Raw genomic sequence first — 16,207 nt, 5'->3', positions numbered from 1 at the left:
TCATTAATTAATAGCAACAGATCATTTAAAATAAAATACATCTGTAAAATTATAGAACAACATCAATTACATTATTTTTTTAATACATAAATTTCAAACTATGAATATTAATATTTTTAAAGAAGCCAACATAGGTCCACTGAACCTTAAAAACAGAATCGCAATGGCTCCTATGACCAGAGCAAGAAATGAAGACGGAATTCCAAAAGCTTTTAATGCTGAGTATTATGCTCAACGTTCTGATACAGGACTTATTATTACAGAAGGAACCGCCATTTCCTCAACCTCAAAAGGGGTACTTCACATTCCCGGTTTATATACCGATGAGCAGGTAGAAGGATGGAAACTGGTTACAGAAGCCGTTCACCAGAAAGGAAGTAAGATTTTCACTCAATTATGGCACGTAGGACGAGTTTCTCACGTTACCAATCAGCCGGGTGGGAAGGCTCCCGTATCGTCTTCAGACATTCAGGCAGGAGAAACCCACGCCTGGGGATATGATGAAAATGGAAAAGAAGGTTTTGTCATCAACTCTAAACCAAGAGCATTAGAAACTGAAGAAGTAAAAAAAATTGTTCAGGATTTTACCTTAGCAGCTGTAAATGCCATCAAGGCTGGTTTTGACGGAATTGAGCTTCACGGAGCGAATGGTTATCTTATTGAACAATTCCTGAACCCATTTGTTAATAACCGTTTGGACGAATACGGCGGAAGCATCGAAAACCGTTCCCGTTTTTTACTGGAAATTGTGGATTCTGTTATTGCAGCGATCGGTGCCGATAAAGTGGCTATCCGTTTAACACCATACGGAGGCTTGTATGAGATGCCTTATTATGAAGAGATAGAAGACACTTATGAATATCTGGCAAAGGAACTTTCCAAAAGAAATATTGTCTACGTCCACATTATGGATCAGAAATCAAGAGGAAGTTTTGCATTGCCTGAAGACTTTATGAAACGATTCCGTACCTGGTACAACGGTGTCATCATTCTTGCCGGCGGAATGGACAGAGAAAAATCTGAAAAAATGATCAATGAAGGGATCATTGATATTGCCGCTTTTGGTGAAGCATTTATCTCAAACCCGGATCTGGTCAGTCGTTTAGAGAACAACTGGCCTCTAACACCCCCAAGAAGAGAACTTCATTACGGACTAACGATGGAAGGGTATCTTGACTGGGAAACTTATCGTGTAACACAATCCAATTAACATTCAAATAATTAAAAAATGGAAACAAATATAAATGCTTAACAAGGAGCAAATTCACAAACAGCAGCTAATCATTTAGAAATATTAAATCAAATATCATCTAAAACGGCTGTCGGAAGTTTTCCTCTTGCTCAGTTTTTGAACGCACCGGGAAACGAAAAGGTAAAAAACTTACCGGATACTGGAATATTCAGATTGATCTGAGAAATGTGGGAGGTATTGTATCCGATGTACCGGTTGTGGTAGATGGAAACCTTATTACAAGCAGACACCCGATTGATCTGGCTGATTTTTCAAAAGCCGTAGAAAACTGGCTGATTGAAAACTAAGATATGAAAACAATTGTTTAAATTTTCTCCTTACTATCGAAGAAAGCTACCTGTGAAGGTAGCTTTTTTTTATTATGAATGATCTCTAGTTCTCCAGTACATCCCAAAGACTCATTCCCTCAACTTTTTCCAATGGTTGGGAAAGAGTGATTCTTTTCGATGTTTTAGGGAGCATATCAAAAAAATTATCACTAAAATTCGTATCTCCTTTAAGATAAACATCTTTTGCCAGAACATCCGTTGAGACCTCAATTTCAGTTGGAGATATTTTCTTTATGTAGAGGGTTGGTTTCGAAAGTTTTAAATCTTTTGGTTTCTTAAAAAAGTAGAGCTTTTCAGTTTTAAATGTATCATTTCCAACATAAATTTTCAAAGCAGTCGAAGATAAATCAAACGAAGAAAAGTTTTCTTTCTTTATTTCGAGATGTTTCTCAGCTGAATTAGCTGATAAATGATCGGTTGCACCCGCTGCCCAAAGAACTTTTCCTTTAAAATCAATCAGTTCTACTTTTGAAGTAATTTTTGCATCCTGAAGTAAATCATTGATAAAGTAAATATCATATGAATCTTTATTTTCAGAAACAGAAATTAACATCGGTTCAAAACTTCTTTTTGTCTGATAATGGAATGCTTTCCAATTGCCAAGATAATCTATGGATGACCACGAAACTACCGGCCAGCAATCATTCAGCTGCCAATACAAAGTTCCCATGTTATAAGGTCTTGCACGACGGTGAGCTTCAATAGCGATCTCCATTCCTCTTGCCTGTAGCAGCTGAGAAACATAATTATACTTCACAAAATCAGTCGGTACTTTATAATCGCGTTTCATATATTCATTGATAATTTCCCATCCCCGGCCATGCTTTTCGTGAGCTTTAATGACAGGGTTCTGCAAACTCAAATCCGGAATCGCAGAAAACATTGATTTTGTAGTTTCTAATGAAGGCATTCCCTGGAAACCATACTCAGACATGAAACGACCTACCTTTTCATTGTAAATTTCAAAAGGCTGTTCACCCCACCAGACCCCCCAGTAATGAGAATCTCCTTCTGTAAGGCTTTCTTTATGCCCCCAACCGATGGATGGCGAACTTGGCCAGTAGATATTTTTATCAACAGTCAGGTTTTCTTTTAAAGCATTGGGAATAACTTCATGGAAAAGTTTTTTATAGTCTTTCCACACTTGTATTGAATCATTTTTCGAATATTTAAATTGCTTCTGATATCCCCAGTTGACAATCGCTTCATCTATTTCGTTATTTCCACACCACAATGCTATTGAGGGATGATTCTGAAGTCTGCTGACCTGATCCTTTACTTCTTCTTTTACATTAGCAAGAAATTCTTCGTCTGCCGGATAAAAACTTCCTGCAAACATAAAATCCTGCCAAACAAGAATTCCATTTTCATCACAAGCCTTGTAGAATTCATCATTCTCATAGATACCACCACCCCAGATACGAATCATGTTCATATGCGCTTCCTTCGAATCTTTAATTAACTTCTGATATTTTTCTTTGGTGATTCTGGGTGAAAAACTATCTGCCGGAATCCAGTTTGTTCCTTTGATATATAATGGATTTCCGTTGACTTTAAAATAAAAAGATTTTCCTCTTTCATCTTTATCCTGAACCAATTCTATCGTTCTCAACCCAATTTTCATCGTTTCGTCAGAAAGACTTGTAGATTTTTGCTTGAGGGAAACTTTTATATCATACAAATAGGCTTCTCCCCAACCGTTGGGTTGCCAACGTTTTGGATTTTGAATATGAAAAGGAATATTGATCAGATTCTGTCCCTTTTTCAATGGAACAACATCAACAGTGTTATTCACCGCTATTGTGTATTTCCCTTTCTTATCCGCAAATATGGAAGCATGGACCGCCAATTCAGCATTTTTATCCGATAATTTTTTCTGCTCGATTTTTATATTTTCAATTCTGGCATTGTTCCAGAATTCAAGTTTTATATCTTTCCAGATACCGGCAGTTACCAGTCTTGGTCCCCAATCCCATCCGAACTGATATTGTGCTTTTCTCACAAAACTTCTTGGGGATTCCGGCATCGTGAAAGGAACTTTTTTAGCCAGTTCTTTTCCTGTATTAAAAGCTGACTTAAATTTAATTTGTAATAAATTCTCTCCTGATTTCAGATCCTGTTTCACCGGAATCTGCCATTTCCTGAACATATTATCCGTTTTCTTCAGCAATTTTCCATTAAGAAAAATCTCTGAAAACGTATCCAATCCATTAAATACCAGATCAATATTATCATTCATTACTTCTTTTGAAGAGATATTAAAGGTCGTCTGGTAGTCCCAGTCTTCATTTTCTATCCATTGTACCTTTTTTTCATTTTCATCTTTGAAAGGATCCTGAATAATCTTATTATTCATCAGGTCCTGATGAACTGTCCCAGGGACCTGTGCGGGCAGCCAGTTTTTATCTTTTGAATTTTTGAATTGCCACTTTTCAGAAGATAAGCTCCTCTCTGAAAGTTGTGCAAAAATGAAGCTTTGAATGAAAAGGCAAATAAAAAGGATAGGTTTATTCATCAATAAGTTTGTTTATAATTCTATGTATTCCATGTTTGATAAGCTCGTTATTAAAATTAATAAGCAGGCTTAATTTTTTATAAACGCAAAGTTCTTATTTTGTTTGTGTATTATTTATAAGGAGCTAAGAGTTAATCAGTTTTCAATTGATTGGATGAAGCGTAGGTATTATTCAATCACTTCATCAGCGGCTTGTCGCTTCCTTTGCTCACTTTACTGTTATGAATTCTATTATTAAAAACTTTGCGTTTAAAATTATTATAACATATCATTAGCAACACCTGTTTCATTTCTTTCGTCCCCCGGAATGACAAGCTGATTATTTTATTTATTCTTCAATGCAACAACTTCATCCGCATTGGCAAAAGCTCCTCCATCGGTAATCGCCGAGGAATGAAAATAACCGGCTTTTGTCAGTTCTCTGATTTCTGTAATATTAGAAGAACGCAGTCCACCTCCTACTAAGATCTCAATTCTCCCATTGGATAGCTCAACCAGTTTTTTCAGATTTTCCTTACCTTCAGAGACATTAGGTTTTTGTCCGGAAGTAAGAATCGTTTTAAAACCGCATTCAATTACCTTTTCTAAAGTATTTTCAAGACCTGATGCGCGGTCAAAAGCGCGATGAAATGTACATGGAAGCGGCCTTGCCAGCTCTACCAATATTTGGTTCTGTTCTCTGTTCACCTCATCATTTTCATCTAAAATTCCAAAGACAAAACCATCAACGTTTAACGATTTCAAACGATTCAATTCTTCTTTCATTTGTTCAAATTCTGCATCTGAATAGGTGAAATTTCCTCCTCGTGGACGAATCATTACAAAAATCGGAATGTTGATTTTATCACGAAGTTCTTTGGTAATTTCAAAATCAGGAGTTGTTCCTCCTTCACTTAACCCGTCGCATAATTCTATTCTGTCTGCTCCGTTTTCGAAAGCAATCAAGGCTGATTTCGGATTAAAGCATGCTATTTCTATTTTTGACATCTTCTATACCAATTATTTAATTCAACTTAGGTTCTTTTTGCCATACATCTGCAATCAGAAAGGCATTGTGATCTTTTATAACACTTACTGTAATCGGGTATTCGGCATTCAGTTTCTTATCTGAGAGGACTACATCAAATAAAAAATCATGCTGACCCTCTGCCAATATTTTGCAGCTTGAAATTTTAATATCATCCCAATCCTGCCCGGTTATTAAAAATCCATACCCTACTCCTGCTTTCTGAACATCAAATTTCTTTCGCCATTTATCCTGAAATTCTTTCGTGGTAAGACTACCATCAATATCCATATCAACATTTGTGGCATCAGTTTTATAATCGAAATAATCCAGGGTTGTCATTTTTTGCATGATTTTCTCCTGGGCAACAAGATCTGCTTTAAAATAATCTTCGATGTTTTTCTGTAACCATTTTTTGGCATCTTCAGCCTCACTGGTGTGACGTTTTGTTTCCTGAATCACTTCTTCTTTTACCTGAAGTTCATTTTGTGCCACAGCCTCTTTTTTTTCTTGCTTGCATGCAATAATTAAAAACAAGGAAACGATAATCGTTCTTTTCATATTTTATTTGAAGTAAATTTTGACTGAAACCAAATTGGTGATATAAATTCAATCGCTAAAGCCAGTTTCTATTGAATCCTAATATTTTTACTAAAAGCAAAAATTATTTCAAAGCAAACTCAGGCGTTTCAAGACGGTTCCCTTTTTGGTCATACACCGCATAATTAAACCCATCCTGAATACAGTAGGAACCATATTCACCTTTTTTGTTAATAGCAATAAAGCCTACCTGAATATCTTTAAGGTTTTTATTTCTTCTCTGATTAATTTTTACGATTCTTTCTACTGCTTCTTTACAAGCTTCCTGAGGGTTTCTGCCTTGCCTCATCAATTCTACCACCAGATGGGTACCTACGGTTCTGATCACTTCTTCACCATGTCCGGTTGCGGTTGCAGCACCTACTTCATTATCAACAAAAAGACCTGCACCAATAATCGGGGAATCTCCCACCCTACCATGCATTTTGAACGCCATACCACTTGTTGTACATGCACCGGACAGATTTCCCTGGGCATCCAAAGCAATCATTCCTATGGTATCATGATTTTCTATATTGGCAATGGGTTTATATTGACTTGTTTTCAACCATTCTTTCCATTCTTTTTCTGATTCGGAAGTAAGAAGGTTCTCTTTTTTAAAACCTTGTGAAAGGGCAAACTGCAGAGCACCATCTCCTACAAGCATTACATGAGGTGTTTTTTCCATGACAGCTCTTGCCACAGAGATTGGATTTTTAACATGTTCAAGGCAAGCTACGGAACCAATATTATAATTATCATCCATGATACAGGCATCCAGGGTAACTCTTCCATCTCTGTCCGGACGGCCACCATACCCAACACTTCTTTCTTTGGGATCTAATTCTACAAGTCGAACTCCCTTTTCAACGGCATCTAATGCTTTACCTCCTTTTCCGAGAATAGTCCAGGCTTCCTCATTGGCTTTGAGCCCGAAGTTCCATGTAGACAGAACAATCGGTTTGTTTATGGCTTTATGATTTTCAGGTAATTCTTTAGCCATTAAGTCTAAAGGATTTACTGCCAGTGCTGCTGTTGCGATCCCCAGCTTTTTGATAAAACTTCTTCGGTTATTGTTCATTGTATCTTGAGATTATATAATACCTAGCAAATATCTAAAAAAATAATGAAATCCTCAATACTCCTCCACTAAGGCTTATTTAATTTTTTATTTATCTTTACGGTGTAATGGATACGTTTAAAATTTTCAGGAACATTGCTTTCTTTCAGGAATTATCTGATGAAGAAATTAATAGGCTTGTCAATATCAGTACCCCAAGACTTCTTTGCAAAAAAGAAAAACTGGCAGAACCCGGTCAGTCTTTTAATCATTTATTCATTATGTCGAATGGATTACTGAGATTTTTCTTTGATGATGAAAACGGAACCGAAACGAATCTTTTTTTGCCTTCAGAAAAAGAATCCGCTATTATGGAAAGCCCGGAATCATACTCCGGTGAAACGGAAAGAAAGTACACTATAGAAGCAGTTATTGAAAGCCAGATATTTCTGTTCAACAAAAATGAATTTGAGGACCTGGCGTTCCAGTACAGGAACATTTATAATGTATACCTCAAGTCTTTGAAAATGATTATTACTATAGCAAAGACACGCATAGAACAGTTTTGCTCGACCTCTCCGCATTCCCGGTACGAAGAGTTTCTGGAAACAAGACCATTCACTTCGCAAAACGCCAACAGAAAATACATCGCTAATTTTCTGGGTATTACTCCCAACTCCCTTTCCCGGATGACTGCACGCATTCATAAAAAAAGGAACGAAAGAAAAAAATAACTTAGGAATACTTTTTCTCACTTTGTTCAGCTTAATTTTGCTTAATCAAAATACTGTTATCCAAACAAGTAAGCAAAATGAAAAAAAATATCACCCATAAAAAATATCTTATTGAATAATCTTTAATCTTACCTGAGATTCAAAGTGACCGGCCGGATATGCATTAATGGTAGGGTTACAACCTTGTTTTACACCTAAGTTCATTATAACCTTATACAATTATTTATGCAAAGAATATCCTTACTTCTTTGCCTGTTATTATCATGCAATTTTGTGCAGGCATCAACAGGCAACATGGAAGACAATATAGCGAATGCCGCTTCATGGCTGATTCTGATTATTTTACCCATTGCGGGAATTTACCTTTTCTGGAAAGTTCATATTTATCCTGAAAAAGTAGCTGAAAAGAAGAATCACCCTCAATTGAAAGCCATAAAAAGTATGTGCCTCCTTTCCCTTGTTTTCGGAGGACTTCTATGGCCGGTTGCTTTAATCTGGGCCAACTACGATTATGAAGATCAAAAAAATAAAAAAGACCTTACTGAAAAAGAACCCGAAATAGAAAATTAACACATATGCTGGAATTACTTATCGCAATATATGCCGGAATTTGCTGGCTTCTTATCAAAAAATTAAAACTTATTCCCTGGACATTTACTACTCAGATCGTTGTTTATTCTCTCCCTATCTTTGGTTCTATCGCATTAATACTAAGCCTGAATTACTATTGCCCTATTACTTCCGATGTTAAAGTTGGGAATAGAAGCGTAGATATTACGACTCAGGTTTTGGGAAAGGTAAAAAAAGTATACGTAAGCACCAATCAGGAGATAAAAAAAGGAGACACTCTGTTTGTACTAGACCGGGAGCCTTATCAACAGGAAATTAAATCTTTGGAAGCTAAACTCAGCAATATGAAATCTACTGTGAATTCTTATCATACAGATATCTCTGCTTCCCAAAAAAACATTGCAGGGTTACAGTCACAGCTGGATTTGGCCAATAAAAGAGTTATCCAATATCAGGAATTGGTTGAAGCCGGAGCGGCCAACAAATTTGATCTGGAACAAGCTGTAACGAATGTACGTGATCTTCAATCCCGCATTAGTGCTGCTCAATCACAACAACAGTCTTTAGAAACCAAGTCTAATTCCTCCTATGGTGGGGAAAATGCTTCGGTATCTGAGATACAGGCAAAACTGGACCAGGCAAAGTGGAACCTTTCCCAAACTGTTGTTTTAGCTCCTACAGACGGAATTATCCCTAATGTTCAGCTGAATGAAGGTGCTATTATGGCTCCTTTCAAATCTGCCTTTGTTTTGATTCAAAAACAACAATCTGTTATTGGATTTTTTGCTCAGAACGAATTGGAAACAGTAAAAAGAGGAGATGAAGTGGAGCTCGCTCTTAAAACAGAACCCGGAAAAGTGGTTAAAGCCAGATTAGAATATGTTATTGATGCTACCAGTCAGGGAATTATGAATAATGCAGGAGGAATGTTGGGTGGAAACGGATCTGTAGCCGGGCTTCCCGATACTGCAAGACAATTACCGGAGACTGATGGAAAGCTTATTGCCAAGTTTGTACTGGAAGATCACCAGAGGCAACTTACTGTAGGAGCAAGAGGAACGGCTGTCATTTACTCGGATCATATTAAGCCTCTACATCTTATCCGAAAAGTAATGGTTCGTATCAACAGTAAAATCAACTTCCTGATCCCTAAACTTCACTAAGATGTATAAAACATTAATAACACTGGCAGTACTTTCCATAAGTGTAAGTTCCTGTATTGGGTATAAAGAACCTACGAAAGAGAATCTGCAAGAATTAAAAGCGAGCAGTACAGTATCTTCGCATGTTACCATCCCGGATGAATGGATATTTGACAGAAATGCAAATGCCAGATCATTGTCTTATGACTGGGTTACGGATCTTAAAACACCTCAATTAGACTCATTGATTCATGAGGGAATGGTATACAATTCAGATATCATTATAGCAAGAGAAAAGCTTAGCCAGATTGAATTAGCGATGGAAATTGCGGGAAGTAATCTTTATCCGAGCATCAGCGCTGTTGCTAGTACATCTAATAATCTGGTGAGTGACAGCCAAATCCGGCGTCTTGCTTTAAAAGCCAATTGGGAAATAGATCTCTTGGGCAAAAACAAGTCAGGACAAATGGCTGCTACCAGCGATTATTTTTCGACTCAACACCAAAACACTCTGCTTCATCAGTCTATTGCCGCCATGATTGCAAAAGCATATTACCTGAATATTGCCGGGAATATTCAGGAGAAGAAAATTGAAAACTATATTCAGAAAACAAAAGATCTGGAAAAACTATATATCATCCAGAAAAAAGTTGGAACCGCAAGCGCCATAGATGTATCTAATATTTCTGCAGAGATTATTTCTCTGGAAGGATATCTGGAAAAGATTAAAAATGCCAATATTCAATCCAGGAGGTCTCTTGAACTGCTTGTTGGGAAGTATCCTGAAGGAAAATTAGCTACCCAGAATTTTTTCAATGATATTAAAAATGATATTCCTCAGTCTTTCCCATTACAGCTTTTAGAAAGCAGATCAGACATACAAGCGTATCATTTCCAAATAGAAAAGGCGTTTTATGAGGTACAACAGGCCAATGCCGCAAGACTTCCTTCGCTGAGCATCAGCTCTTCTCTGGGAACAGCCCACAGTAACGTGGAGGCTATCAACTCTATATTTTCCAATCCCATGCTTCGAATAGGTGGCGGACTGGTTTCTCCTTTATTCAATAACGGAAAATTAAAAAAAAATGTAGAAATAAAAAATTCACAGCAAAAACAGATTATTGAAGAATACTCAAAAGCTGTTCTTAATGCATTGAATGAAGTAGAATCATCATCTGCTAATTTACACTCTGTTGAGCGACAACTTATTTATAATCATAAAGCTACAGATGAGCTCAAAAATACTATCAACCTTACTCAAAAACAAGTCAAAGTAGGTACGAGTAACAGTTTTATTTTAATTCGAAAGCAGAGAGATCTTCTTAAACACGAAATGAACCTCATCAACCTGGAACTTCAGGACAGAATGGAACGTATCAATCTTTATATGGCTTTAGGAGCACAAAACTTCATTTTTTCATAATTTTATACAAAAGACTGCAGATCATTTCTACAGTCTTTTATCATAATATCTGAATCTTTAATGAGGTAATTGGTTCCGAAAGTATCCATATACCCATGTTCCGGCAACAGCGCTCAAAAGACTAACAGATACTGCCAGAGCACCTGTACCAATCTGTGCAAAAAGGGGCCCGGGGCAAGCCCCTGTCATGGCCCAGCCAAAGCCAAAAATCAATCCGCCATAGATTTGACCTTTATTAAATTTTTTAGAATTCAGAGTGACAGGGTCACCATTCATGGTTTTGATCTTAAATTTTTTAATCAGAAATACGGAGATCATACCTACCAACACAGCACTTCCGATGATTCCGTACATATGAAAAGACTGTAAACGAAACATTTCCTGTATTCTGAACCAGCTGATGACCTCTGCTTTCACGAATATCATTCCGAATATAACCCCTAGCGCGAGATACTTCAGGTTATGATACCATTTACTCTGCATCTTATGGTTAGTTGTTACAACCTCGTTCTGATGGCTGGGATTTTTTCTCTTTTCTTTTATCATTAATTTACTTCTGCTAAAATTATACTTACAGAGAAAGAATAACAGGTAAAACAAAGTTGGCCATTAAAAATCCTCCTATCATAAAACAAATAGTAGCTACCAGAGACTGCCATTGCCAGTTGGAAAGTCCCATAATGGCATGCCCGCTGGTACATCCTCCCGCATACCGTGTTCCAAAACCCACCAAAAATCCACCTACAACCATTATAATAAATCCTCTCAAACCCAACAAACTTTCAAAACTCATCAACTGCACTGGAACCTGATTGGTATACTCTGTAATTCCATATCCTGCCAATTCAGTTTTTAAATGGGGATTAACAGTAATTTCAGAAGGGTTTACCATAAAATTGGCTGTAATTATTCCACCGATTAAAATTCCTAAGACAAAAAATAAATTCCAGGATTCTTTTTTCCAGTTATATTTAAAAAAATCAATATTGGCAGGCAGACAGGCAGCGCAGGCATGCCTTAAGGTCGAACTTATTCCAAAGGGTTTATTTCCCATGAGCAGCAAAGCAGGAACTGTAAGTCCGATTAACGGACCTGCAATATACCAGGGCCAGGGCTCTTTTATACTCTCTAACATATTCAATTATTCATAGGTTAATCTGAAACAAAATTAATGATACTTTATACTCTTTCTTGTTTTTTGAGATCAGGTATTATCTTTAAATCCCTTGTATACATCTGTCTTATTTTCATTGTCCTTATTTTTGATTCTATTCTTTATGACAAATTTGATACTTTTCCTCAACTGCTACTGCTACTTTTGTTACACAAGGTCTGTAGATTATTTTTTATTTGAAAATGACAACATCTTTCATATCGTTAGAAATATTTTAGTTTAATTTAATTTCCTCTGTAACGTCCAGATCTATCTATCTGACATATTGAACATTGAACTTACTATTATGAATAAAATATTATTTATTTTCAGCGGTGTTCTGTTAACTTTATTTTCGTGCGATAGAAAGTCAGAAAAAGATGTTGTACTTAATTTTTATAAAAAGGGAAAATTTAATGGCACTGTTCTTATTGTTAAAGAGGGAAAAGTAATGTGTGATACTGCATTAGGATATAAAAACCTGGAGGAAAAAATTCCGTTAACAAAAGAAACACCCTTCTGCATTGCTTCAATTACCAAACCTTTTACTGCTGTAGGAATTATGTTGCTGCAACAGGAAAATCTGTTGTCATATGATGATAAAGCAAGCCACTATATCTCCGACCTTCCCGCGTATGCCCAAAATGTAAGTATCCGGCAACTCCTTAATCATACTTCCGGACTGGCGGATTACGAGAAGGTATTAACTACGAATCATAAGATTACCAATGAAGATGTCCTGGATTTTCTGAAAAAACAATCCGGGTTAAGATTTCCTTCAGGAAGTCAATTCGAATATAGCAACAGTGGATATATTGTATTAGGACAAATTATTGAAACGTTATCGGGACAATCATATAGTCAATTTATGCAAAGCAGAATATTTATTCCTTTAAAAATGCAACATTCATTTGTATATGATGCAAACATAATTCCACCTTCAGACAGAGCTAAAGCATATGATGCAAAGAAAAGACCTGATGATTATAACCTGCTGACCACAGGAGATGGCAGCATCTATTCTACCCCAGGGGATTTGTATACTTTCGATCAGGCTTTAAGAAAACATCGTGTTTTAAATGAGCAAAACTCCAGAATTATGTACGAATTACCCATTCTTAAAAATGGAAAGTCCGGTGAATATGGCTTTGGATGGTTTGTTTCTGGTAATACGGCGATGCATACAGGTGGAGTGAATGGTTTCAGATGCCTGATCTGGCGGGATCTGAAAAGTAATACCAACATTATTGCATTAACCAATCAAGGGGATGCTTTTCCTGTGTATGAATTTCTGAATGCTGAGCAAAAAGTGTTGCGGGGAGGGAATTGAGAACTGTTTTGACCACCCCGTCAAATCTTCGATTTGACACCCCTCCGGAAGAGGGGAATCTGAGTATCTTTTATTAATTGAGGGTGTTAGTATTGTTTACTTGCTTTGTGAAGGGTTATCTTATTTCTGCCCAGTTTCAGTTTTCCTTCTTCTTCCAATTGTTTGAGGAGCCTGGAAACCACTACCCTAGACGTTCCCAACTCGTTGGCAAGTTGTTCATGAGTCGTGTGTATGATATCCGAGGCTGTGAGTTCAGATTTTTTATGAAGCAGCTTCAGTAAACGTTCATCTATTTTTTTAAAAGCTATAGCATTGATGATATCCAGAAGTTCTTCAAATCTTTTATGATAAAGTCTGAAAATATAATCCAGCCATTCCGGATATTCTTTAATGAATAATGAAACCTTATCTACAGGAAGAAAAAGCAATTCAGAATCTTCTTCTACTTCGGCTTTTACAATACTTTTTTCATTGTGCATTCCACCAAGGAAAGACATAATACAACTTTCTCCGGCTTTAATGTAATACAGCAGGATTTCTCTTCCGTCTTCTTCTGTCCTGATCACTTTGATCATTCCTTTCATCACAATCGGAATAGAGCGAATGGAGGCATTTTCATCTAAAATGAGATCTCCTTCATTGTAATTTTTTGTTATTCCGAACTGGTATAGCTTCTTAATAAGATCCGGTGAAGAAGAGAATTCTGAACATAATATACTATCCTGCATTTAAAAAAGTCTATCTGCTAATTTACACCTATTTCATCTACAAAAAGCCATGCTTTAGAATCAGCTCCCGGATTTCCGGCAGGGATTATTCCTGCATTTTCGATCATTATTTTAAAGTATCTTGAGCTTTGTTGTCCTGCATTCAACTGTATTTTCCCTTTGGCATTTTGAATTTCTTCTTTCCCAACTTCTTTGATCAGTTTAAAGTTCTTATTATCATCAGAGATGAAAATTTTTGCGGATTTTGCCAGATGAATCCAGCTTCCTTTATTTTCAAGAGTATTAAAATATACTTGTGAAAAGGTTGTTTTTTGCCCAAAATCTATTGTAGCAACAACATCTTTACCATTAAAGCCCAACCATGTTTTACCTAATTGTCTTGAATTTCCAATGATTCCGTCAACTAAAGTTGCCGCACCACCAAATGAATAGTTTTCGCTGGGTTGATTTTCAAGTGTAATTTTCTTTCCTGTAGTTTTTGAAATCGTAAATTGCTGTGAAGAGATTGAACTTTTCAACTGACCGTTTTCAAAGTAAGCGGATTTTACAGTCATAGACTTAGGAATTGAAATAGCTCCCTGATAGGTTGTTGAGTTTATAGAAGGATCTGTTCCGTCAATAGTATATCTGATGCCATCTGAATTCTGTGAAGTTGACAATTCATAGGTAATTCCTTTGTTGCCTGGAACTACCTTTCCGGAAATATTATAGATACTTTTGGCATAGTTCACCCCCATTTTATCCAAAACTTTGAACTGGCTGATTACCCGGTTTTCAAAATCTTTATAGTTTTTAGGGTCCGATGTACCCCATCCTACCTCTGACAGTGCCATTAACCTTGGAAATATCATATACTGAACCTGTTTAAAATTATCAATATATTCTGTCCATAAGTTCGCTTGTACTCCCATGATATATTTTGCCTGTTCCGGGGTTAATTCGGAAGGAATAGGATTATAGGAATATACTTTATCCAGCGGGGTAAATCCTCCAAAAGCATTAGGTTCTGATTGTGGATCTCCCTGATAGTGGTCAAAATAACAATACGCTCCTGGCGTCATTACAGCAAAATGGTTTGATTTTGCAGCTTCAATTCCTCCGTTCACTCCTGTCCAGCTCATGACAGCAGCATTAGGTGCTAATCCACCTTCTAAAATTTCATCCCAACCGATAATTTTTCGCCCTTTACTGTTCACGTATTTTTCAATTCTTTGGATAAAGTAACTTTGTAAACCGTGTTCATCCTTCAGATTGTTTTTCTTTATTAACTCCTGGCAGTGAGCACATTCTTTCCATCGTGTTTTCGGACACTCATCACCGCCAATATGAATGTATTGTGAAGGAAACAGCTGAATAACCTCACTTAAAACATTTTCTAAAAATGTAAATGTTTCATCTTTAGGACAAAATACATCATCAAAAACACCCCATTTTGTAGCCACTTCAAAAGGGCCTTTGGTACATGCCAATTCCGGATAAGCAGATAATGCTGCCAAAGCATGTCCTGGCATCTCTATTTCCGGAACAATGGTTATGTGTCTGTCCTGAGCATATTTTACAACATCTTTGATCTGATCCTGAGTATAAAAATAAGGTCCATACGGTTTTCCGTCAAAGGTATTATCAGCATAAGCTCCGATCATAGATTCTTTACGCTTAGATCCGATCTGCGTCAGTTTCGGATACTTTTTGATTTCAATTCTCCATCCCTGGTCATCTGTTAAATGCCAATGAAAAGTATTCAGTTTATACATGGCCAGATAATCAATATATTGTTTGACCTCTTCCACTGTAAAAAAGTGGCGGCATACATCCAGATGCATTCCTCTCCATGCAAATTTGGGTTGATCTTCAATCTTTAAGACCGGAATTTTCCGATCTGCCTTATGTTTTTCAAATAGCTGAATCAAGGTCTGAAGAGCCAAAAAATATCCCTGTTGAGTATACGACTGGATCTGTATCTGGTTGGGCGAAATATCAAGACTATAAAACTCTTCTTTCCCAACCGGAGCTTTTGATAACTTCACATACACTAATTGTGCTTCCGATTTCCCTGAATCCTGAAATTTTACCATTGGGCTCACTCTCTTTTTGAAATATTCAGTTTCATTTTTTGGCAAATCTTTATTTAATTTTAATACCTCCGGAATAGTAAACTTTCCTTCATTTATTTGGATATTGTGAGGATAAGGGATCAAATTTTGCTTATTTTGAGAAAAAGCTACATTTGAAAGCAATATAAAAAGGGTTAAAACTGTTCGTACCATGGGGTTTAGTTAAGGTTTTAGCTAAGATAATTAAATTTTAAAACTCTTCCCTATTTTTTTAACAACTGTATTTCAGCTTACTTACATGTTATAAAAAAGGCATCTGTTTTTTATGGTTT

Annotated in this window: 14 protein-coding genes and 1 pseudogene; 7 read left to right on the top strand and 8 right to left on the bottom strand. The window is 36.6% G+C overall.

Annotated elements, in window-relative coordinates; translation table 11 throughout:
* Positions 1–100 precede the first annotated feature (100 nt).
* Positions 101–1,210, top strand: coding sequence for an alkene reductase (locus C1631_RS13965; RefSeq protein WP_103249783.1), 1,110 nt, complete (start codon positions 101–103; stop codon positions 1,208–1,210).
* 155 nt (positions 1,211–1,365) lie between these two features.
* Positions 1,366–1,539: pseudogene (locus C1631_RS13960) on the top strand (DJ-1/PfpI family protein); the annotation flags it as partial.
* A gap of 85 nt (positions 1,540–1,624) precedes the next feature.
* Here C1631_RS13960 and C1631_RS13955 read toward each other — a convergent pair.
* The 4 genes from C1631_RS13955 to C1631_RS13940 form a co-directional block, all read right to left on the bottom strand.
* Entirely contained in the window at positions 1,625–4,096 is a 2,472-nt protein-coding gene (locus tag C1631_RS13955; RefSeq protein ID WP_109712825.1) for a beta-mannosidase, read from the bottom strand.
* A gap of 324 nt (positions 4,097–4,420) precedes the next feature.
* Entirely contained in the window at positions 4,421–5,083 is a 663-nt protein-coding gene (locus C1631_RS13950; protein ID WP_109712823.1) for a copper homeostasis protein CutC, read from the bottom strand.
* 16 nt (positions 5,084–5,099) lie between these two features.
* The gene (locus C1631_RS13945; protein WP_103249632.1) at positions 5,100–5,663 is read right to left on the bottom strand and encodes a hypothetical protein; all 564 of its coding nucleotides are present in this window, start codon (positions 5,661–5,663) and stop codon (positions 5,100–5,102) included.
* A 103-nt stretch (positions 5,664–5,766) separates the two neighbouring features.
* Complete coding sequence (locus tag C1631_RS13940; protein ID WP_103249633.1) at positions 5,767–6,762, bottom strand: isoaspartyl peptidase/L-asparaginase family protein; 996 nt, start codon at positions 6,760–6,762, stop codon at positions 5,767–5,769.
* Positions 6,763–6,869: 107 nt separating this feature from the next.
* Between C1631_RS13940 and C1631_RS13935 the strand changes: the two genes are divergently transcribed.
* The 4 genes from C1631_RS13935 to C1631_RS13920 all read left to right on the top strand — a co-directional run bounded on the left by C1631_RS13935 (position 6,870) and on the right by C1631_RS13920 (position 10,610).
* Positions 6,870–7,475, top strand: a complete 606-nt coding sequence (locus C1631_RS13935; protein ID WP_185144670.1) for a Crp/Fnr family transcriptional regulator — start codon at positions 6,870–6,872, stop codon at positions 7,473–7,475.
* A gap of 294 nt (positions 7,476–7,769) precedes the next feature.
* On the top strand, positions 7,770–8,045 hold the full coding sequence (locus C1631_RS13930; RefSeq protein ID WP_228441240.1) for a DUF3302 domain-containing protein: 276 nt from the start codon (positions 7,770–7,772) through the stop codon (positions 8,043–8,045).
* A 5-nt stretch (positions 8,046–8,050) separates the two neighbouring features.
* Positions 8,051–9,208, top strand: coding sequence for an HlyD family secretion protein (locus C1631_RS13925; RefSeq protein ID WP_109712819.1), 1,158 nt, complete (start codon positions 8,051–8,053; stop codon positions 9,206–9,208).
* A 1-nt stretch (position 9,209) separates the two neighbouring features.
* Complete coding sequence (locus tag C1631_RS13920; RefSeq protein WP_109712817.1) at positions 9,210–10,610, top strand: TolC family protein; 1,401 nt, start codon at positions 9,210–9,212, stop codon at positions 10,608–10,610.
* A 57-nt stretch (positions 10,611–10,667) separates the two neighbouring features.
* On the opposite strand, the gene C1631_RS13915 is transcribed toward C1631_RS13920, so the two are convergent.
* Both C1631_RS13915 and C1631_RS13910 read right to left on the bottom strand, forming a co-directional pair.
* A complete protein-coding gene (locus C1631_RS13915; RefSeq protein WP_103249768.1) occupies positions 10,668–11,156 on the bottom strand; it encodes a DUF6691 family protein in 489 nt (162 codons plus the stop codon).
* 25 nt (positions 11,157–11,181) lie between these two features.
* Positions 11,182–11,745 carry a YeeE/YedE family protein gene (locus C1631_RS13910; RefSeq protein ID WP_109712815.1) on the bottom strand — a complete coding sequence of 188 codons (564 nt, stop codon included), beginning with the start codon at positions 11,743–11,745 and terminating at the stop codon, positions 11,182–11,184.
* A 325-nt stretch (positions 11,746–12,070) separates the two neighbouring features.
* Here C1631_RS13910 and C1631_RS13905 point away from each other — a divergent pair, with 325 nt between their 5' ends.
* Positions 12,071–13,093: a serine hydrolase domain-containing protein gene (locus C1631_RS13905; RefSeq protein ID WP_103248689.1), complete on the top strand. Its 1,023-nt coding sequence runs from the start codon at positions 12,071–12,073 to the stop codon at positions 13,091–13,093.
* Between the two features lie 86 nt (positions 13,094–13,179).
* Here C1631_RS13905 and C1631_RS13900 read toward each other — a convergent pair whose 3' ends face one another.
* Together C1631_RS13900 and C1631_RS13895 are read right to left on the bottom strand one after the other, a co-directional pair.
* Positions 13,180–13,821 (bottom strand): Crp/Fnr family transcriptional regulator, encoded by a 642-nt coding sequence (locus tag C1631_RS13900; protein ID WP_109712814.1) that lies wholly within the window; start codon positions 13,819–13,821, stop codon positions 13,180–13,182.
* 17 nt (positions 13,822–13,838) lie between these two features.
* A complete protein-coding gene (locus C1631_RS13895; RefSeq protein WP_103248687.1) occupies positions 13,839–16,088 on the bottom strand; it encodes a glycoside hydrolase family 20 protein in 2,250 nt (749 codons plus the stop codon).
* Between the last annotated feature and the right edge of the window lie 119 nt (positions 16,089–16,207).

The organism is Chryseobacterium phosphatilyticum, from assembly GCF_002899825.2.
Taxonomy (GTDB): domain Bacteria; phylum Bacteroidota; class Bacteroidia; order Flavobacteriales; family Weeksellaceae; genus Chryseobacterium; species Chryseobacterium phosphatilyticum.
The sequence above is the reverse complement of the archived record's forward strand: the minus strand, read 5'-3'. Positions and strand labels throughout refer to the sequence as shown.

Excerpts from the sequence above, each read along its gene's own strand:
- C1631_RS13965 (WP_103249783.1), top strand. The coding sequence starts at position 101 with ATGAATATTAATATTTTTAAAGAAGCCAACATAGGTCCACTGAACCTT.
- C1631_RS13955 (WP_109712825.1), bottom strand. The coding sequence starts at position 4,096 with ATGAATAAACCTATCCTTTTTATTTGCCTTTTCATTCAAAGCTTCATT.
- C1631_RS13950 (WP_109712823.1), bottom strand. The coding sequence starts at position 5,083 with ATGTCAAAAATAGAAATAGCATGCTTTAATCCGAAATCAGCCTTGATT.
- C1631_RS13945 (WP_103249632.1), bottom strand. The coding sequence starts at position 5,663 with ATGAAAAGAACGATTATCGTTTCCTTGTTTTTAATTATTGCATGCAAG.
- C1631_RS13940 (WP_103249633.1), bottom strand. The coding sequence starts at position 6,762 with ATGAACAATAACCGAAGAAGTTTTATCAAAAAGCTGGGGATCGCAACA.
- C1631_RS13935 (WP_185144670.1), top strand. The coding sequence starts at position 6,870 with ATGGATACGTTTAAAATTTTCAGGAACATTGCTTTCTTTCAGGAATTA.
- C1631_RS13930 (WP_228441240.1), top strand. The coding sequence starts at position 7,770 with ATGGAAGACAATATAGCGAATGCCGCTTCATGGCTGATTCTGATTATT.
- C1631_RS13925 (WP_109712819.1), top strand. The coding sequence starts at position 8,051 with ATGCTGGAATTACTTATCGCAATATATGCCGGAATTTGCTGGCTTCTT.
- C1631_RS13920 (WP_109712817.1), top strand. The coding sequence starts at position 9,210 with ATGTATAAAACATTAATAACACTGGCAGTACTTTCCATAAGTGTAAGT.
- C1631_RS13915 (WP_103249768.1), bottom strand. The coding sequence starts at position 11,156 with ATGATAAAAGAAAAGAGAAAAAATCCCAGCCATCAGAACGAGGTTGTA.
- C1631_RS13910 (WP_109712815.1), bottom strand. The coding sequence starts at position 11,745 with ATGTTAGAGAGTATAAAAGAGCCCTGGCCCTGGTATATTGCAGGTCCG.
- C1631_RS13905 (WP_103248689.1), top strand. The coding sequence starts at position 12,071 with ATGAATAAAATATTATTTATTTTCAGCGGTGTTCTGTTAACTTTATTT.
- C1631_RS13900 (WP_109712814.1), bottom strand. The coding sequence starts at position 13,821 with ATGCAGGATAGTATATTATGTTCAGAATTCTCTTCTTCACCGGATCTT.
- C1631_RS13895 (WP_103248687.1), bottom strand. The coding sequence starts at position 16,088 with ATGGTACGAACAGTTTTAACCCTTTTTATATTGCTTTCAAATGTAGCT.